The sequence below is a fragment of the Bacteroidia bacterium genome (genome assembly GCA_033391075.1).
Lineage (GTDB): Bacteria > Bacteroidota > Bacteroidia > J057 > J057 > JAWPMV01.
Map to the genome: position 1 here is coordinate 1527065 of JAWPMV010000001.1, position 14220 is coordinate 1541284.

The window sequence follows — 14220 nt, forward strand, 5'->3', positions numbered from 1 at the left end:
ATTCTGGCTTGTTCAAAAAGGAGGAAAAAGCTCCTTCGCCAAAATTACGACTTGTGGTTTTTGGCAATTTGCCATTTTCGCTGCAACCTATCCAGAAAATATTTGTTCTTTTTTGGAAAAGGAGTATGCACAAAACATCTACCCTACTATTGATCATTCTGCTGTGCGTGTTTTGCTGTAAACACTTACAGGCTCAGCCAGCGGAACAAGCCCTTACGGATTTGCTGACTGCCCAGTTAAACATGAAGGGCAAGAGACCAGTTCCCAATTTTATGGTATATGCCTTGAATCGGAAAAAAGGGCTTGAAGTTCATCTCGGTCTTGGAATAAAAGGTCGAAATGAAGATGCTATAGAGAAAGATTATCAGTTTCGGATTGCAAGTATTACAAAAACCTTTGTTTCCACCATTATTCTTCAGTTGAAAGAGGAAGGTAAGCTTCGGTTGGAAGATAAAGTTTCGACCTATCTTTCGGCTGTTGATTCAATTCGATATGATGACTTTCATTTTTTCGAAGGAAGTCCCTATGCAGCGGATATAGATATAGAGATGTTATTGCAGCACCGATCTGGCATTGCCGATATTTTCACAGATGCAGAGACACGTTTCAATTTAAGTGTTCTCACACATAAAAAGCGGCACTTTAGCCCCAAAAAAGTGGTGGATTTATTCTTCAAGTATAAACTTCATAAAAAGGCACTCTTTAAGCCAGGTGAAGGCAATCACTACTCAGATATGAACTATATGCTTCTGGGCTTTATCATTGAGCAAATAGAAGGTATGCCCTTGCATGAGGCTTACCGCAAACGTATTCTTGATCCCCTGGCTATGAAGAATACTTACCATGAGTACCTGGAAGCTCCCCGGGGGACTTTGAAGCAGATTGATGCATATTTAAACCGAATAAATCTAACCCAAAAAGTAAATACCTCTTATGAATGGGCTGGGGGAGGGCTGATTTCAAGTACACGAGACTTGGGAATTTTTATCCAGGCAATTTTTGACCTGAAACTATTCAAGGAAAAATCTACCCTTATGGAAATGATCTCCTTGGAGAAGAATCAAAAGTTTGACAAAGAAGCGGGTATGGGGATCTTTCATTATGAACTGGGAGGCATGGATTTTTACGGACATGGAGGATACTATGGATCACTTCTGATTTTCAATCCCAAAGAAGAAATACTTTTGTCCATAAATGTTGGTCAGGCAAATGCCCCCTTCGATGCTGAACAGTTGGTAAGCAAGATGGTGGAAATCATGGCAGATCCGATTTCTGAGAAGAAGGATTAGGCTTTTATTCCGACAAATCTAAAGTACTTCCATAAGCCCAGATAAGCTCCTGATATTTCCTCAAATTCGGTTTGAAACAGCTCCTTCAATACGGGTACAATGTGAGCATCCATACGCACATGATTATTGCCCATATGACTTTTGAACCAGCCGAGAGGAGAATCATGGAAATCGACTACTGCAATGATTCCTCCAGGTCTTAGATCTTTATGAGCTTGCTCCAGAAGTTCTTTCCAGAAAGGATTGATCATAGAGAGGGAGTAGCTGAACAGAATCATATCCAGTTTGCCCGTCCAGCTAAAGTTTCCACGCTCATAGGCCTGTTCCTCCAAAACCAGCTGGGCCTGATAAGGTTCTGTATTCTCCCGAGCTTTTTCGAGCATTTGGGCAGATACATCCAGTCCGATAATTTTTGCTTTGGTGAAATGCTGGGCCAATAAAGAAAGATTGTGTCCTGTTCCACATCCGACTTCCAGAATCGAACGACATTCTGGATTAGCATCCAGGGCATGTTTGATAATAGCCTCTCTGCCAAACAGAAAGGACCAACGAGTCAAATCATAGATTTTCGCATGGAACTGATAGTATTTTTGCATTCTCTCCACTTGATGGAGGTCCTGAGGAATGCCAGCCTGCGCTTTTGCCATGGTAAAAAGTAAATTGAGCCTTGATTATTTAACCTGCGCCAGATAAGTACTGGCATAGGTGCCGACCCTATCCAGTTTGTGTTCCTGACTTGTTTTTTTTGCCTCAAAAACTATGCGATCTTTTACAAAGTCCGGGAAAAAATCTACTTCTTTTGCCGCTGATCTCAATAATATTTTGCTGCCGGCTCGGCTGTTTTCTAAAATAAGCCTCCATTCCTCTTCCAATGCCTCTTTATTATTTTCAGCCAACCAGTCCTGATGATCCAGTAAAACAAAATGAGAATATGCAGCGGGATTTTGAAGTAAAAACTCAGAAAGGGTGCTCGTATGGCTGATAATTCGGTCGCTTCTTTTCCGGATGATCTCATGCTTATCTTCCTTCAGGTATGCCGGACAACACGCTTTTGAATAGGCTCCTTCTATATAAACCCGATAGAAATAATTGTCTTGAATCGGCAATTGCGTAAACACATGTCTGAGCCTTTCCTGGATAAATCCCATTGCACCTCGACGGTATTCATGGATAAAGAGCTCCTGTTGGCTTCTCGGTACTCCCAGCAGGCACATGCTCAGATGTCGGTTTACCACAAACTCCATCAGACGATTCAGTATTTTGTCCTCAATCCGGAAATAAATCTCCTTTTGCTCCGACAAAGTTTTGGCATTTAACAATGCACTGAGTTCTGTCTTCAGTTTTTTCCGGGACTTCATATAAACAAAAAACAACCAAACCAGGGTACCCGCTGTTCCATAATGGTAGAAATTTTTCCGCAGCCCTTTTTCTGAAAAGTACTTGATATGCTTGTCCCAGAAAATCTGATCATCCCCAGATAAATCCTCTCGCAGGCTTTCTTTGTAGACCGTATCATACTGCGGATGCATTCCCTGACCAAAAAATTGGAATAAAGTCTCATGATTACAATTCCTGAAGAGTGCCAGCTTCAATTCCAATAAGGAATTTTGACGGGGATTCATGTCAATGCAATGAATAGCCTGAGGATCATCGAGCAAATACGCCAGGGCATTGCAGCCGGCACTGGTGATCATGACGATTTCACTATCTTCTTTGAACTCCATCAGGTTTCGATCACAGCGAGGATCTTCCCAGCAGGTATTGTAAACGAGATTATTGACATGAACTTTGTGGAATACCCAGTTTCGAATTCTGTCAGCTACTAGCATATTTTGTGTTTATATCAGCTTCCCAAGGTATTTATTTGCCAATACCTTAGGGTTATGCCGAGGTTAAAAATCATTGAAATAGAGGTTAAGGAAATGCTCCTTACTGGAACTGTACTGCCCATGCGCTACGGGGGTTCGTGCGGCTTTTTGTGAAAAAGGACTTTTTAGAAAGTAGATAATCAGCGGGTAATCAGTTTAGCTGATATAAGGATATTTAGGCTGTATCTGCCTAAATATGTCCATAGCTCGCAGATATGCTTAGGAGAGCCTGGAACTCCTTGAATACATCTTCGTAATTTATGAATGTAACGGCTTTCGGGAAAGGATATCCGAAAGCCTTTAGCTTTACACCATGTACGAACTATACATTGCAGGAATCTCTATTACGGTCTTTAGTTTACTCTTCATCTTAAAGAGGGAAAAAAAGAACCTGGCCCTATATTTTGCCTGCCTGATATTGGCAGTATGGGGATGCCGTTTTCTCCTCTACTTTATCAAAGGTCAAATCGATCTGATAAATGCACCTCTACTGATCGTTTTGGATCAAAATCTGTTTTTTCTGGATGGCCCATTATTGTATTTCTTAACTCGCTCAATCAATCAGGAGAAATTTATATGGCGAAAGGATGTATTTCATTTCTTCCCTTTTTTACTGGCACTTGGACATGCTATTAGTACTTATTACGCTATCCCTGCAGAAGAACTCATAAGGCATTATCAGGAAATTGCTAGAGAACAAGCAGAGAACAGTTTTTCTCCCCATTGGAAGGAGATAGTTTTCATATCAGCAATCCTGGTTCACAACCTGATCTATGTGATTCTGAGTTTCAAAAAGACCGATAGTTACAAAAAAGGCATTAGGTCTTTGTACTCTACCCTCGATAATATCGAGCTGGATTGGCTAGATCTCATTCTGAAAATCTGGTTAGGACTTATGTTCTTTCCCTTGTTTATCTTTTTCCTCAATTATACCATGGGCTTTATCAGGGCGGGGATTACAGAAATGATCTTTACCGCGTCTTTATTAGCCTGCATTGTTCTGTATTGCTATAACCTGCTTTCTCACAATTTTGCAGATGTTCCGGGTTTAGGTGCTGCTAAGGAGAAAAAGCCTAAACATAGCCCCGAAGAGGAGAAACAATTTGAAGGCTTACTTGCCTATATGGAACATGAGCAACCCTTTTTAGAGGTAGATTTAAGTTTGGCCTTATTAGCCAACCAAGTCGATATGCACCCCAATACCTTATCTCATCTCATCAATACCTATAGTGGAGGAAATTTTTTTGAGTTTGTGAATACCTATCGGGTGGAAGAAGTAAAAAAAGAACTGGAAGCCAGCCATGAGCACATCATGATCATTGCCTATAATAATGGCTTTAAATCCAAGTCCAGTTTCAATGATGTCTTTAAACGCAAGACAGGCCTGACCCCTAGTCAATACCGAAAAAAAATGAGGCATTAATTCGTCCGGATATGTAAATCCGTACGCCCGAGGAGCTGTTTTTCATGAAGTTAGGCTAACATTAAATTTTTATATCAATGAAAAAGATCCTTATCATTATGCTAAGTCTGGGGTGTGCAGGCCTGATTACTATGGCTTTCAACTCTCCTTTAGTCCTTATGCAAGAGTATTCACAGGTAGAGGCAGTAAGTATTCCTTTTAAAAGAGCTTCCGGATTGATCTTCGTGAAAGCTAAAATCAATGGGAAAAAGGAAAACTTTATCCTGGATACCGGTGCCCCTTCTCTGATCCTTAATTCGGCCTACTTTGAGGAAGGTGAAGAATCAGAATCCCTAAAAGGAGTTTCAGGCCATATTTCTACCTCAATGGTAGAGGTACAGAAATTTGACTGGGCGGGAATAGCAGCAAAAGATTTTGAGGTAATCAGCATGGACCTCAGCCATCTGGAAGATGCTACAGGTGAGAAATTTGCTGGGCTTATCGGCTATGACCTGGTCAAAGATTATGAACTTCTTATCGATTATGAACAATCTGAACTGATGCTATTCAAAGATGGGAAAAGCGAATACCATCAGGAAGTCCATCCCTATGATGAAATCTCATTTGAATATATGGCGCATATCCCGAGTCTGAAATGTAAAATTGGGACAAAGGATTTTGTGTTGGGATTGGATACAGGAGCTGCTAATAACCTAGTCAACCAACATAGTTATCCCAGAATCGAGGAATCCCAAATATCTATTTTAGGGAACGAGGAACTTAGGGGAGCGAATAAGGGCGTGGCAGAGGTTGTTTCCTTTTCCGTTTCAGATTTCAAAATCTCGGAGCAAAGCTATGAAGGAATGTCATTCGTCAAAGCAAATATCTCACATTTGCAAGGGGACAAAGAGCATATTGATGGCCTGATCGGATTTCCGGTGCTTTCCAGGCAAATCACCTCCATCAATTTCCCCAAGCGAAAGATGTACTTCTGGAATTAGTTACTTTAATGCATAGGTCACGCATTACGTAGGATCTAATCCCGGGATCTTCTCTTTTATAGATGAGATTTTCGGGATTTCCCTTTTTATATTTTTTGAGGAAAGAGGCAACCCTGAGGTTTTTATTTGCGTAATAAATACGTAAATAAAAACAGCACACTCATGAAGTATTCTCGTCAATGGCTTATCAATCAATTATCAGATGGGCAATCATTTAAATTTCTCTTTTTCTGGGGGCATCGTCCCACAAGAGATGGGAGCATCAGCCAAAGCGTTTTTAGCCAATGGTGGGAGGGCCATGCTTTTGAAGAAAATGGGAGTAGTTATGCAACTGCCGAGCATTATATGATGGCCGGAAAAGCCCGATTGTTTCAGGATGAAGAAATTCTGGAAAAAATTCTACAAATAGAGAGTCCGGCTGAAGCAAAAAAATTAGGCCGACAGGTCAGGAATTTTGATGCCAACTTATGGGATCGACATAGCCAGGATATTGTCGTTCAGGGAAATTATCTCAAATTTTCTCAGCATCCTGAATTGCAGGAATTTCTCTTGAATACCCAAAATCGTATTATCGTAGAAGCTAGCCCCAGAGATCGAATTTGGGGAATAGGCATGGGCAAAGACAATCCCGCAGCTTCTTATCCGGATCAATGGAGAGGAAGAAACTATCTGGGCTTTTGTCTCATGGAAGTACGAGATAAGTTGAGGGAAGACAAAGTGGGTTAGCAATGAAAATTTAAAAAAAAGACAGACTTGTCTGTTTTTAAATTTTTCCCTAGCTTTGAAACATGAAACATTCTTTGGTCCGTGAAACTATCGTCAAAACCGCTTCCCGTCTCTTTTATGAGCAGGGGTATAATTTGACGGGGATCAATGAGATCATCAAAGAAGCAGGTATAGCAAAAGCTACTCTTTATAGTCATTTTCGTTCGAAAGAAGACCTCTGTGTAGCTTATCTGAAATATCGCAATGAAACTTTTTTGGTCGATATAGAGAACTTTTGTCTGAAAGAGGCGAGGGGAGAGGCTCAGATGCTGGGCTTATTCGGTTTTTTAGAAGAGTTTTATGATGATAAGGGATTCAATGGCTGTTGGTGTATGAATACAGTCTCCGAATTGCCCCGAGATAATGGCAAAGTCCGACAGGAAATTCAGAAACAGAAAAATGACTTTCTGAAACTTATCCAAAAACTTTTGAGGGATAATTATCCTAAACTGGGAGAAAAGAAGCAGGATCTCCTGGCCAAACAAATTTACCTTATCTATGAAGGGGCAATTTCAGAAAGCCACTTACATCTAAGTTCCTGGCCAATCAAATCAGCCAAAGAACTTTGTCAACAAATTTTGGCGTAGATTTTTTTTACACATAAACAGACAGACCGGTCTGTATTTAATTTTGATATAATGAACGAATTCAACAAAAAAAGGGCCCTGATCATTGGAGGAACCAGTGGCATTGGCCGAGCGAGCAGTCAGGCTTTACTCGAGGCTGGAGCAGAGGTTCACATTGTCGGGAGAAATCCGGGCAAAGTAGCAGATCATGCTCGTCTTATCAAACATCAGGTGGATATCACCAGGAGGGCAGATATTGATAAATTGATCGCGAGTATTGAAGGTCTGGATTCCCTGGATTATCTCGTCAATTCTTCGGGTATTTTTGGTCCCAAACCTTTTCTGGATCATTCACAAGAAGATTACGATTCTTATCTGGACCTGAATAGAGGTTTTTTCTTCATCAGCCAGGCTGCTGCAAGGAAAATGAAAGAAAGTGGAGGAGGTTCTATTGTAAATGTTGGTTCAATGTGGGCGAAACAAGCGGTCAAGTCGACTCCTTCTTCAGCCTATTCTATGCAAAAGGCTGGCTTGCATTCTCTAACCCAGCATCTCGCTATGGAATTAGCAGATCATAATATCCGCGTCAATGCAGTTTCACCTGCTGTAGTTGATACCCCTGTGTATCATGGAGTTTTTGGTGGGGAAGCTGAAGCTGCAGAAGCATTAAAAGGATTTCACAACTTCCACCCCATCGGAAGAAATGGCCAGCCCCAGGAAATCGCACATGTAATTACTTTTTTGCTATCTGATAAAGCTTCCTGGGTAACCGGAGCCGTTTGGGATACCGATGGAGGAGTGAGAGCCGGGAGAAACTAGTCTTTGACAACATGTATCCAAGCCACAAACACCGACTATTGTCGGTGTTTTTCTTTTATGTTAATTTCCCTTTCAAAGCAGAAAATATGCTCAATCACTCCAGCCTTCATTACTACATCCTGAGCTACATCCTGGAAAAGGGACATGCTCCGGAATTGGATCAGCTATCCAGCCACTTTTCGGTAAGCGAAGATCAGATGACGGAGGCCCTTCATGCTTTAGAGGAATATCATGGAGTCGTCCTTCATCCCAATCAGCCGAAAGTATGGGTGATCCATCCTTTCTCTTTAGCTCCTACTAATTTTCTCCTAGCATCCGCTCGGGGAAGCTGGTGGGGAAATTGCGCCTGGTGTTCTTTGGGAGTAGCGGCCTTGTTGAAAGAGGATGTTGAGATCAAAACCTCCAGTGGAGCATATGGTGAGCCCCTTAGCCTGCATATTCAAAATGGAAAGCTTGTGGAAAAAGACCTTTGGGTACATTTTCCTATCCCTATGCGCAAAGCCTGGGACAATGTAATATATACCTGTAGCACCATGCTTCTTTTCCGAGACAAAGATGAAATCGATCATTGGTCCCAAAGACATAATATTTCTAAAGGAGATGTTCAGCCGGCAGAGAAGATTTGGGAGTTTTCGAAAAAGTGGTATGGAAACCACCTCAATCCCGCATGGGAAAAGTGGACGGGAGCAGAAGCAAAATCTTTATTTGAGGAATTTGAATTGAACCATCCCGTCTGGGATTTGGAAGGAGGCAAAGAGCGCTTTTAAAGTAATTCCAGTACTTCCTTTTCACAGTATTCCATTTTTCAGGAACAGTTACAAAAATTTTCGACACACATACCAATTTCCCCTAATCCTGCGAAATTCCCTGCCTATATTTGGGTGCTGATTGTTCGTAAAGAGACTTGAGATTACCTTTTATCATCCTTAACATACCAAAGGGAACACAATTTCTTATGCTAAAATCAAGTCACTATCTCTCCTTACTCATCTTTTCTTTATTTTTTTCATCTTCTTTATTCGCACAGATCCCCAAAATTGAGTGGGGATCAAGCACAAATATTTCTAATGACCCTCGAATTTTCTCTCTCATAGGAAACGATAATCTGGGCTACTTTGCTCTGGAGTATTTCCCCAATGAAATGAAGGCAAATATTCTGGGTGGAATGGCCTCCAAGAATCCTTATTTGAATAAGAATACCTTGTCGATGAACCTCATTCATTATGGCAAGGATCTTCAGCAGATAAATAGTAAAACCCTTGATTTAGGGGGAAAAGGAAAAAAGAGAATGCTGAAACGTATGCTCTTATCTCAAGGGAAGCTTTTTGTTTTCTCCTCACTTTTGGATGTGAAGGCAAGAAAACATGGCCTTTATCTACAGGAAATTGATCCCTCAAGTCTGGAAAATAAACGTCCTGCTCGTCTGATCAGCGAAATATCTTTCCCCACTACCAAGCCGACAGTTATGGGGGGATTTTCCTACAAATTGAAACCCTCCCAATCGCTTATTGGCAGCTTTGATATTAGTTGGAATAATGATTCGAGCAAAGTGCTGGTCTCTGCCTTTCCTGCAGCCAAGGATAAACAAGCCAAAACCTATCGATATGGAGATGGCGAATTCATTTTATTAGACGGGCAAATGGAGGAAGTTTGGAGGGATGAAATGAGTATTTTCCCGGAAAAGGCCTATGCTTCTATTCCTCGTCCCCTGGTCGATTCGGAGGGCAATCTATATTTATTCTCCAATAATATGACCCAGGAAGAATACCAGACCTTCCGAAAGCAGAAAGAGAAAAGCTATTCCTATAGATTTTTTGCTTACAAACAGCAGAAAAAGCAAATGCAGCTTCTGGGAAAGGTATTTGAGACAGGAAATAAAGGAATTCAGGATCGCAGCCTCACGCTAAATTCAAAAGGAGAACTCATCTGTACAGGTGTATATAGTTGCCAAAAATATGAATCGGGCTTTAGCAATGCTTTTGGAGGTACTTTTTTCCTCAGATTGGACCCTAATTCCGGCAACATACTTTCAGAATCATTTGAGGAGTTTGACCTGGATTTTATTGCTAAAGGAACGGGATGGTCAAAGAAGGATTTATTGAAGGAGAAAAGTAAAGGGAAAGTGGTTGAACTGGATGAACATACCTATTCTCTAAGTGCAATCATCAACAGGAAAGATGGGGGAATTACCCAGATATATGAATCCAATTCTGTAGGACCAAGTTCCAGTGGAGGATATACCGTTTTCCGCTCCAATAATATCATGCTTATATCGATCAATCCTGAGGGCAAATTGGTGTGGACAAAGTTTATCAATAAATACCAGCGCATGCCGGAGGGGATGGAAATCTATAATTCCCACCTGTTATTTCTGCAAGGAAGCCAGTTATGCTTTCTCTTCAATGACAGCGAAAAAAATAGTTCCCTGAAGAATATTCAATATCCGGATACCTTCAAAAATCCCAAGAAATCTCGATTGGTTCTTGTTAAAATAAATGAGGATGGTACCTTCAAAAAACAATTATTAAATAAATTTGAAGACTCTCAAGTGGCTTTAATGCCTGCTTCTCTCATCCAAAATCATGCGGGAGGAGTGCTATTTCTGGGCCAGTTTTCAAAGAAAAGAAGGCTGGGAAGAATAGAGCTCAAGTAATCAAGGCAAAGGGGAAATTGGGTAAACTGAAAGCCCCCTGAGTTTGCTCTTTCCCAAAAAAAGCGTTTCCAGAAAATTGTTTAAAGAGAAAGAAGGCTTAATTTTGTACTTTCACAATCATAAGAAACACTAATAAAATGAACAAAATCAAGTACTTAGCCTTCCTTCTCTTTTTCGCTTTCCAAAATTTGCAGGGACAAGATGCAGGAAATTATCAGCTGATCATCGATGGAGATACCCTGAATATAAACCTGGACGAAGCGATTGAATATAAAGGAGCCAAAGGGAAAAAAATGAACATCCTGCTACGGGAGTCAGACATCAAAACCTATATAGATGATATGGTCTCCTTTCAATACGAAAAGGGAAATGGAGTTTCCAATACAGTTATAGAGGAGGGCATCGAACAATGTATGATCATGAAATCCACGGGAAGTGGCTTTATGGTTCAGAAATACCAGACCTTTGATCCCAGTGCTTTAACTCGTTTTATGTTAAGCGAGATCACCAAGGAGAGTGTTAGCTATGGGTATGAGAAGACAGAAGAAGATTTTAAACACACCCTGAAGAGTGGAGAAACCCTTACTGGAGTGACAGCAACCCTCACCTACAAAGGGGAGAAAGAAATCTATACCGTAGCCTCTTATGGAGAAAAAGACAGGGGCATAATGGTTGTTACTATGTTATTGGTAGATGATTTCGCAGAAAGTGATAAACCTATGCTTGATCTCTTTCTAAAAACGCTTCGGATTTTGTAGGAAAATAGAACTCAAATTTAGTGGTTTTGTCATAAAAATGGCAAAATGATTGGATTGCAATTTGGAATTTGCGATATTTATTAAGGCTCAGGCTATTCTATTTGCCTATTTCTTGCTTTAATACCCAAATTTATGCCCTATCATCCAGACCATGAGCTCTGTTTGGTCATTTTTGACCAACAAGAAGAAGTGCCCAGATACAAAAAAGGAGGATTCTGGGATGAATTATTCAAAAAAGGTGAAAGGCTAATTTCCTGGGAAAACTATAAAGAAGTTGTCCATAGAAATGAGATTCGCCTTTATGAAGCAAGAACGGCAGTTGGTCAGGCAAAAGCGGAAAGGTATATGCCTGTCTATAGTATTTTTCAAAAAGGAGAATACACCATTCTGGCAATAAGAGGAGGAAAAAGTTCCTGGAGGAGATTTGCCGCTGAGAAAGTTGCCCAGGGACCCTATACCGATAAGATCCGGGCTGCTGTATCCAATGTGGTTGGGAAGAAAAATAACCCCAAAGAAATCACTTCCTGGCGGGCGGTTTTAAAACTTGCCAGTGAAGCCAAAACAGGAAATCAACAGAGAAATCAACAGAGAAATCAACAGAGAAATCGACAAGGAAACCGTCAGGGGAATCGAAATTCCTATAATACCAGAAGAAATCAGGAGAGAAATGCCTCAGCTGAGCAAGGAGAACAAAAGCCTGAAGAGCAAGAAAAAAAAGGATGATGAATTCTTGGGATAGAATATGAGGAAATGGAATAGAGGAGATTTGGGATATTTTGTATAAACCTAAAGTTAATTTTTTCGTATAAAACACTTTACTTAGCCTTATTCGCACATAAACCATGATCGGTACTTACATCCCCCAGGACCTTCCGGGTAGGCATTTTGTCGTATCTGACATACATGGCTGCCTCCGAACTTTCAAATCGCTCTTATTTGAGAAAATACAATTGAAAAAAGAGGATCAACTCTTTTTATTGGGTGACTATGTTCATCGCGGACCTGACTCCAAAGGAGTCCTTGATCTTATTATGGATCTTCAGAAAAAAGGGTATGCTGTATATCCCCTTAAAGGAAATCATGAACTCATGTACTTGAATGAAAAAGCCGCCTGGCTTCCTCAGAAGTACATCGACTTTATTAACGACTTACCCTATTTTATCGAAACGAGAGATTTTTACTTTGTCCACGCCGGCTTCAATTTTGCGGCTCCCAATCCTCTGGAAGACACACGATCCATGATTTGGGGTCCTTATTTTCGTTCAGAACCCGATATGCATCTGCTAAGACATAAGAAAGTCATTCATGGCCATACCAAACATAGCCTGAGTGATATCTTTCATGCAGTTGTCAATAAGGAAACCATTATTCCTCTTGATAATGGTTGTTATGAAGGGCAAAGAGGGGAGATGATGGAAAGAGGGAATCTCTGTGCCATAGACCTTGATAAATTTGAAGTTATTGTTCAGGAGAATATAGATGTAAAGGTCTTGAAATAAAGCTTTCCATTTCCCGGAGTATAAAAAGTAGGTAGATAAGATGTTGATTCATTCTATCCGCAACTTTGCATATTTATAGCTTCAGGAAACACAAAAAATGCCGTTTGAACGTTTATTACCTTCCCTGAAATCTTAACAATTGAGAAAGAAAAAAGGAAAGATCAAACACCTGAAATGTCCTAGCTGTAAAGCTGAAATTTCTGCAAAAGCAGCAAAAGCCTGTTTGGAGAAAGATATCCCTTATGGAAATATCTTTTATCGCATTTCCGGTCCCTCTCTCCAAAACCACAAACGTCCCATATGGGCCTGTGATGAATGCTTGCAAGTAGGGAAAGCTATAATTGCAGATATTTCAAAACAAGTCTACCTGGATTATGATCCTTATGTGGCTTACGTAGATCGTTCTAAAATCTGCAAGACATGTGGAGATCATTTTGTTTTTAGCAAAACCGAGCAAAAATTCTGGTATGAAGACCTCCAATTCTGGGTACAGGTTCAGCCCAATAATTGCCTTCCTTGTAGGAAGGAAATTCGTCATCAAAAAAATCTGAATTCGGAACTCTCCTTTCTCCTGAAAGAAAAAGACGATTGGATACTGGCAGAATTGGAGCGGATCGTCGAGATTTATATAGAACTTGAGAAGTTTGAGAAAGCTAAATTCTATCAGAGTAAGATTGATAAAGTGGAGCGGAGAAAAAGGAAATAAAGAGTATTTCTGCTTTCGAACCTTTTTTGAGCATTAAGGTCTTTAGCATATAATGTTCTTCAATTTCAGCTTGAATGAATAAGGCAGATAGCTATGAGTAGTATTGATTTAGGCTTACAAATTTTTTCCTGGATATTTTTCTTTCTTATTCTGGCCTATGTGATATACAAACATTACTGGACGAGAAAACTATTTGGGGATCTGGACGGGATTCCGCTAAAACAACTTCCTCTGTCAATAGAAATTCAGAAAGCGGGTTCAAAAACTGAAGTACGAACGAAAGTTGACTATTCCGGTGAACTGTATGAGATAGACAGGAATGCGTATAGTCGCTTTATTATCCTTAAGAAATCAACTTTATCATTTCTTACACACAAATTGGAGGCGCATGCTGAGCTCACGGGTACAGATGAAATGGAGGAGCACATATTTCTGATGGCTGAAAGGAGAGAATTGCAAATTCTCAAGCTAGCTGATACCCTTTCTTTAAACAGGTACCATGACTTTGCCTCCTGGTTTATGTTTGCTGAAAATAAGGAGGATATACCTGAAATTTGCGTAGGTATTGCCTTTCATTTCTCAGACAGGAGTTTGGATTATTGCTTTTGGAAAGATTTGAATAAGCCTTCCGCTGATACCTTGATTGGGAGATTTCGAAATGGGAATTCTTTTTTTATTTATTTGCCTGAAGAGGATCAGGGTAAAGGGACAATAAGACTCCAGGAAGACTTGAATCCCGAAATCCAAACCTATGAACAAGAACTTGCCTACTTCAAGTTTGATAAAGCTAAATTGGATTCCCTGGATTATAAGCGAAGTAATATTATGATGAACCCATACTAAACTTTCCCTCAAATACGCATAGGTTTATTCAAAAAAATGGAGGAATCATAC

15 protein-coding genes are annotated in these 14220 nt (G+C 40.3%); 13 read left to right on the forward strand and 2 right to left on the reverse strand.

The window, feature by feature from the left end:
* Positions 1 to 125: 125 nt before the first annotated feature.
* Complete coding sequence (locus R8P61_06095) at positions 126 to 1289, forward strand: serine hydrolase domain-containing protein (protein ID MDW3646609.1); 1164 nt, start codon at positions 126 to 128, stop codon at positions 1287 to 1289.
* On the opposite strand, the gene R8P61_06100 is transcribed toward R8P61_06095, so the two are convergent.
* Positions 1286 to 1936, reverse strand: coding sequence for a methyltransferase domain-containing protein (locus R8P61_06100; GenBank protein MDW3646610.1), 651 nt, complete (start codon positions 1934 to 1936; stop codon positions 1286 to 1288). The genes R8P61_06095 and R8P61_06100 overlap by 4 nt on opposite strands.
* A 24-nt stretch (positions 1937 to 1960) precedes the next feature.
* Positions 1961 to 3118, reverse strand: a complete 1158-nt coding sequence (locus R8P61_06105; protein MDW3646611.1) for a BtaA family protein — start codon at positions 3116 to 3118, stop codon at positions 1961 to 1963.
* Positions 3119 to 3470: 352 nt separating this feature from the next.
* Here R8P61_06105 and R8P61_06110 point away from each other — a divergent pair, with 352 nt between their 5' ends.
* The 12 genes from R8P61_06110 to R8P61_06165 all read left to right on the forward strand — a co-directional run bounded on the left by R8P61_06110 (position 3471) and on the right by R8P61_06165 (position 14169).
* The gene (locus R8P61_06110) at positions 3471 to 4580 is read left to right on the forward strand and encodes an AraC family transcriptional regulator (protein ID MDW3646612.1); all 1110 of its coding nucleotides are present in this window, start codon (positions 3471 to 3473) and stop codon (positions 4578 to 4580) included.
* A gap of 77 nt (positions 4581 to 4657) precedes the next feature.
* Positions 4658 to 5560: a retropepsin-like aspartic protease gene (locus R8P61_06115; protein ID MDW3646613.1), complete on the forward strand. Its 903-nt coding sequence runs from the start codon at positions 4658 to 4660 to the stop codon at positions 5558 to 5560.
* A 162-nt stretch (positions 5561 to 5722) separates the two neighbouring features.
* Positions 5723 to 6286 (forward strand): NADAR family protein, encoded by a 564-nt coding sequence (locus tag R8P61_06120; protein ID MDW3646614.1) that lies wholly within the window; start codon positions 5723 to 5725, stop codon positions 6284 to 6286.
* 62 nt (positions 6287 to 6348) lie between these two features.
* Positions 6349 to 6912 carry a TetR/AcrR family transcriptional regulator gene (locus R8P61_06125; protein MDW3646615.1) on the forward strand — a complete coding sequence of 188 codons (564 nt, stop codon included), beginning with the start codon at positions 6349 to 6351 and terminating at the stop codon, positions 6910 to 6912.
* Between the two features lie 51 nt (positions 6913 to 6963).
* Entirely contained in the window at positions 6964 to 7710 is a 747-nt protein-coding gene (locus R8P61_06130) for an SDR family oxidoreductase (protein MDW3646616.1), read from the forward strand.
* An 86-nt stretch (positions 7711 to 7796) separates the two neighbouring features.
* Positions 7797 to 8477 carry an alkylmercury lyase family protein gene (locus R8P61_06135; GenBank protein ID MDW3646617.1) on the forward strand — a complete coding sequence of 227 codons (681 nt, stop codon included), beginning with the start codon at positions 7797 to 7799 and terminating at the stop codon, positions 8475 to 8477.
* A 188-nt stretch (positions 8478 to 8665) separates the two neighbouring features.
* Positions 8666 to 10363, forward strand: coding sequence for a hypothetical protein (locus R8P61_06140; protein ID MDW3646618.1), 1698 nt, complete (start codon positions 8666 to 8668; stop codon positions 10361 to 10363).
* Between the two features lie 137 nt (positions 10364 to 10500).
* Positions 10501 to 11121 carry a hypothetical protein gene (locus R8P61_06145; protein ID MDW3646619.1) on the forward strand — a complete coding sequence of 207 codons (621 nt, stop codon included), beginning with the start codon at positions 10501 to 10503 and terminating at the stop codon, positions 11119 to 11121.
* A gap of 132 nt (positions 11122 to 11253) precedes the next feature.
* Positions 11254 to 11844 carry a hypothetical protein gene (locus R8P61_06150; protein MDW3646620.1) on the forward strand — a complete coding sequence of 197 codons (591 nt, stop codon included), beginning with the start codon at positions 11254 to 11256 and terminating at the stop codon, positions 11842 to 11844.
* A gap of 119 nt (positions 11845 to 11963) precedes the next feature.
* Complete coding sequence (locus tag R8P61_06155) at positions 11964 to 12620, forward strand: metallophosphoesterase (protein MDW3646621.1); 657 nt, start codon at positions 11964 to 11966, stop codon at positions 12618 to 12620.
* 139 nt (positions 12621 to 12759) lie between these two features.
* Entirely contained in the window at positions 12760 to 13326 is a 567-nt protein-coding gene (locus R8P61_06160) for a zinc-ribbon domain containing protein (protein ID MDW3646622.1), read from the forward strand.
* Between the two features lie 93 nt (positions 13327 to 13419).
* Positions 13420 to 14169 (forward strand): hypothetical protein, encoded by a 750-nt coding sequence (locus R8P61_06165; GenBank protein MDW3646623.1) that lies wholly within the window; start codon positions 13420 to 13422, stop codon positions 14167 to 14169.
* The last annotated feature ends 51 nt before the right edge of the window (positions 14170 to 14220 follow it).

Excerpts from the sequence above, each read along its gene's own strand:
- R8P61_06095 (MDW3646609.1), top strand. The coding sequence starts at position 126 with ATGCACAAAACATCTACCCTACTATTGATCATTCTGCTGTGCGTGTTT.
- R8P61_06100 (MDW3646610.1), bottom strand. The coding sequence starts at position 1,936 with ATGGCAAAAGCGCAGGCTGGCATTCCTCAGGACCTCCATCAAGTGGAG.
- R8P61_06105 (MDW3646611.1), bottom strand. The coding sequence starts at position 3,118 with ATGCTAGTAGCTGACAGAATTCGAAACTGGGTATTCCACAAAGTTCAT.
- R8P61_06110 (MDW3646612.1), top strand. The coding sequence starts at position 3,471 with ATGTACGAACTATACATTGCAGGAATCTCTATTACGGTCTTTAGTTTA.
- R8P61_06115 (MDW3646613.1), top strand. The coding sequence starts at position 4,658 with ATGAAAAAGATCCTTATCATTATGCTAAGTCTGGGGTGTGCAGGCCTG.
- R8P61_06120 (MDW3646614.1), top strand. The coding sequence starts at position 5,723 with ATGAAGTATTCTCGTCAATGGCTTATCAATCAATTATCAGATGGGCAA.
- R8P61_06125 (MDW3646615.1), top strand. The coding sequence starts at position 6,349 with ATGAAACATTCTTTGGTCCGTGAAACTATCGTCAAAACCGCTTCCCGT.
- R8P61_06130 (MDW3646616.1), top strand. The coding sequence starts at position 6,964 with ATGAACGAATTCAACAAAAAAAGGGCCCTGATCATTGGAGGAACCAGT.
- R8P61_06135 (MDW3646617.1), top strand. The coding sequence starts at position 7,797 with ATGCTCAATCACTCCAGCCTTCATTACTACATCCTGAGCTACATCCTG.
- R8P61_06140 (MDW3646618.1), top strand. The coding sequence starts at position 8,666 with ATGCTAAAATCAAGTCACTATCTCTCCTTACTCATCTTTTCTTTATTT.
- R8P61_06145 (MDW3646619.1), top strand. The coding sequence starts at position 10,501 with ATGAACAAAATCAAGTACTTAGCCTTCCTTCTCTTTTTCGCTTTCCAA.
- R8P61_06150 (MDW3646620.1), top strand. The coding sequence starts at position 11,254 with ATGCCCTATCATCCAGACCATGAGCTCTGTTTGGTCATTTTTGACCAA.
- R8P61_06155 (MDW3646621.1), top strand. The coding sequence starts at position 11,964 with ATGATCGGTACTTACATCCCCCAGGACCTTCCGGGTAGGCATTTTGTC.
- R8P61_06165 (MDW3646623.1), top strand. The coding sequence starts at position 13,420 with ATGAGTAGTATTGATTTAGGCTTACAAATTTTTTCCTGGATATTTTTC.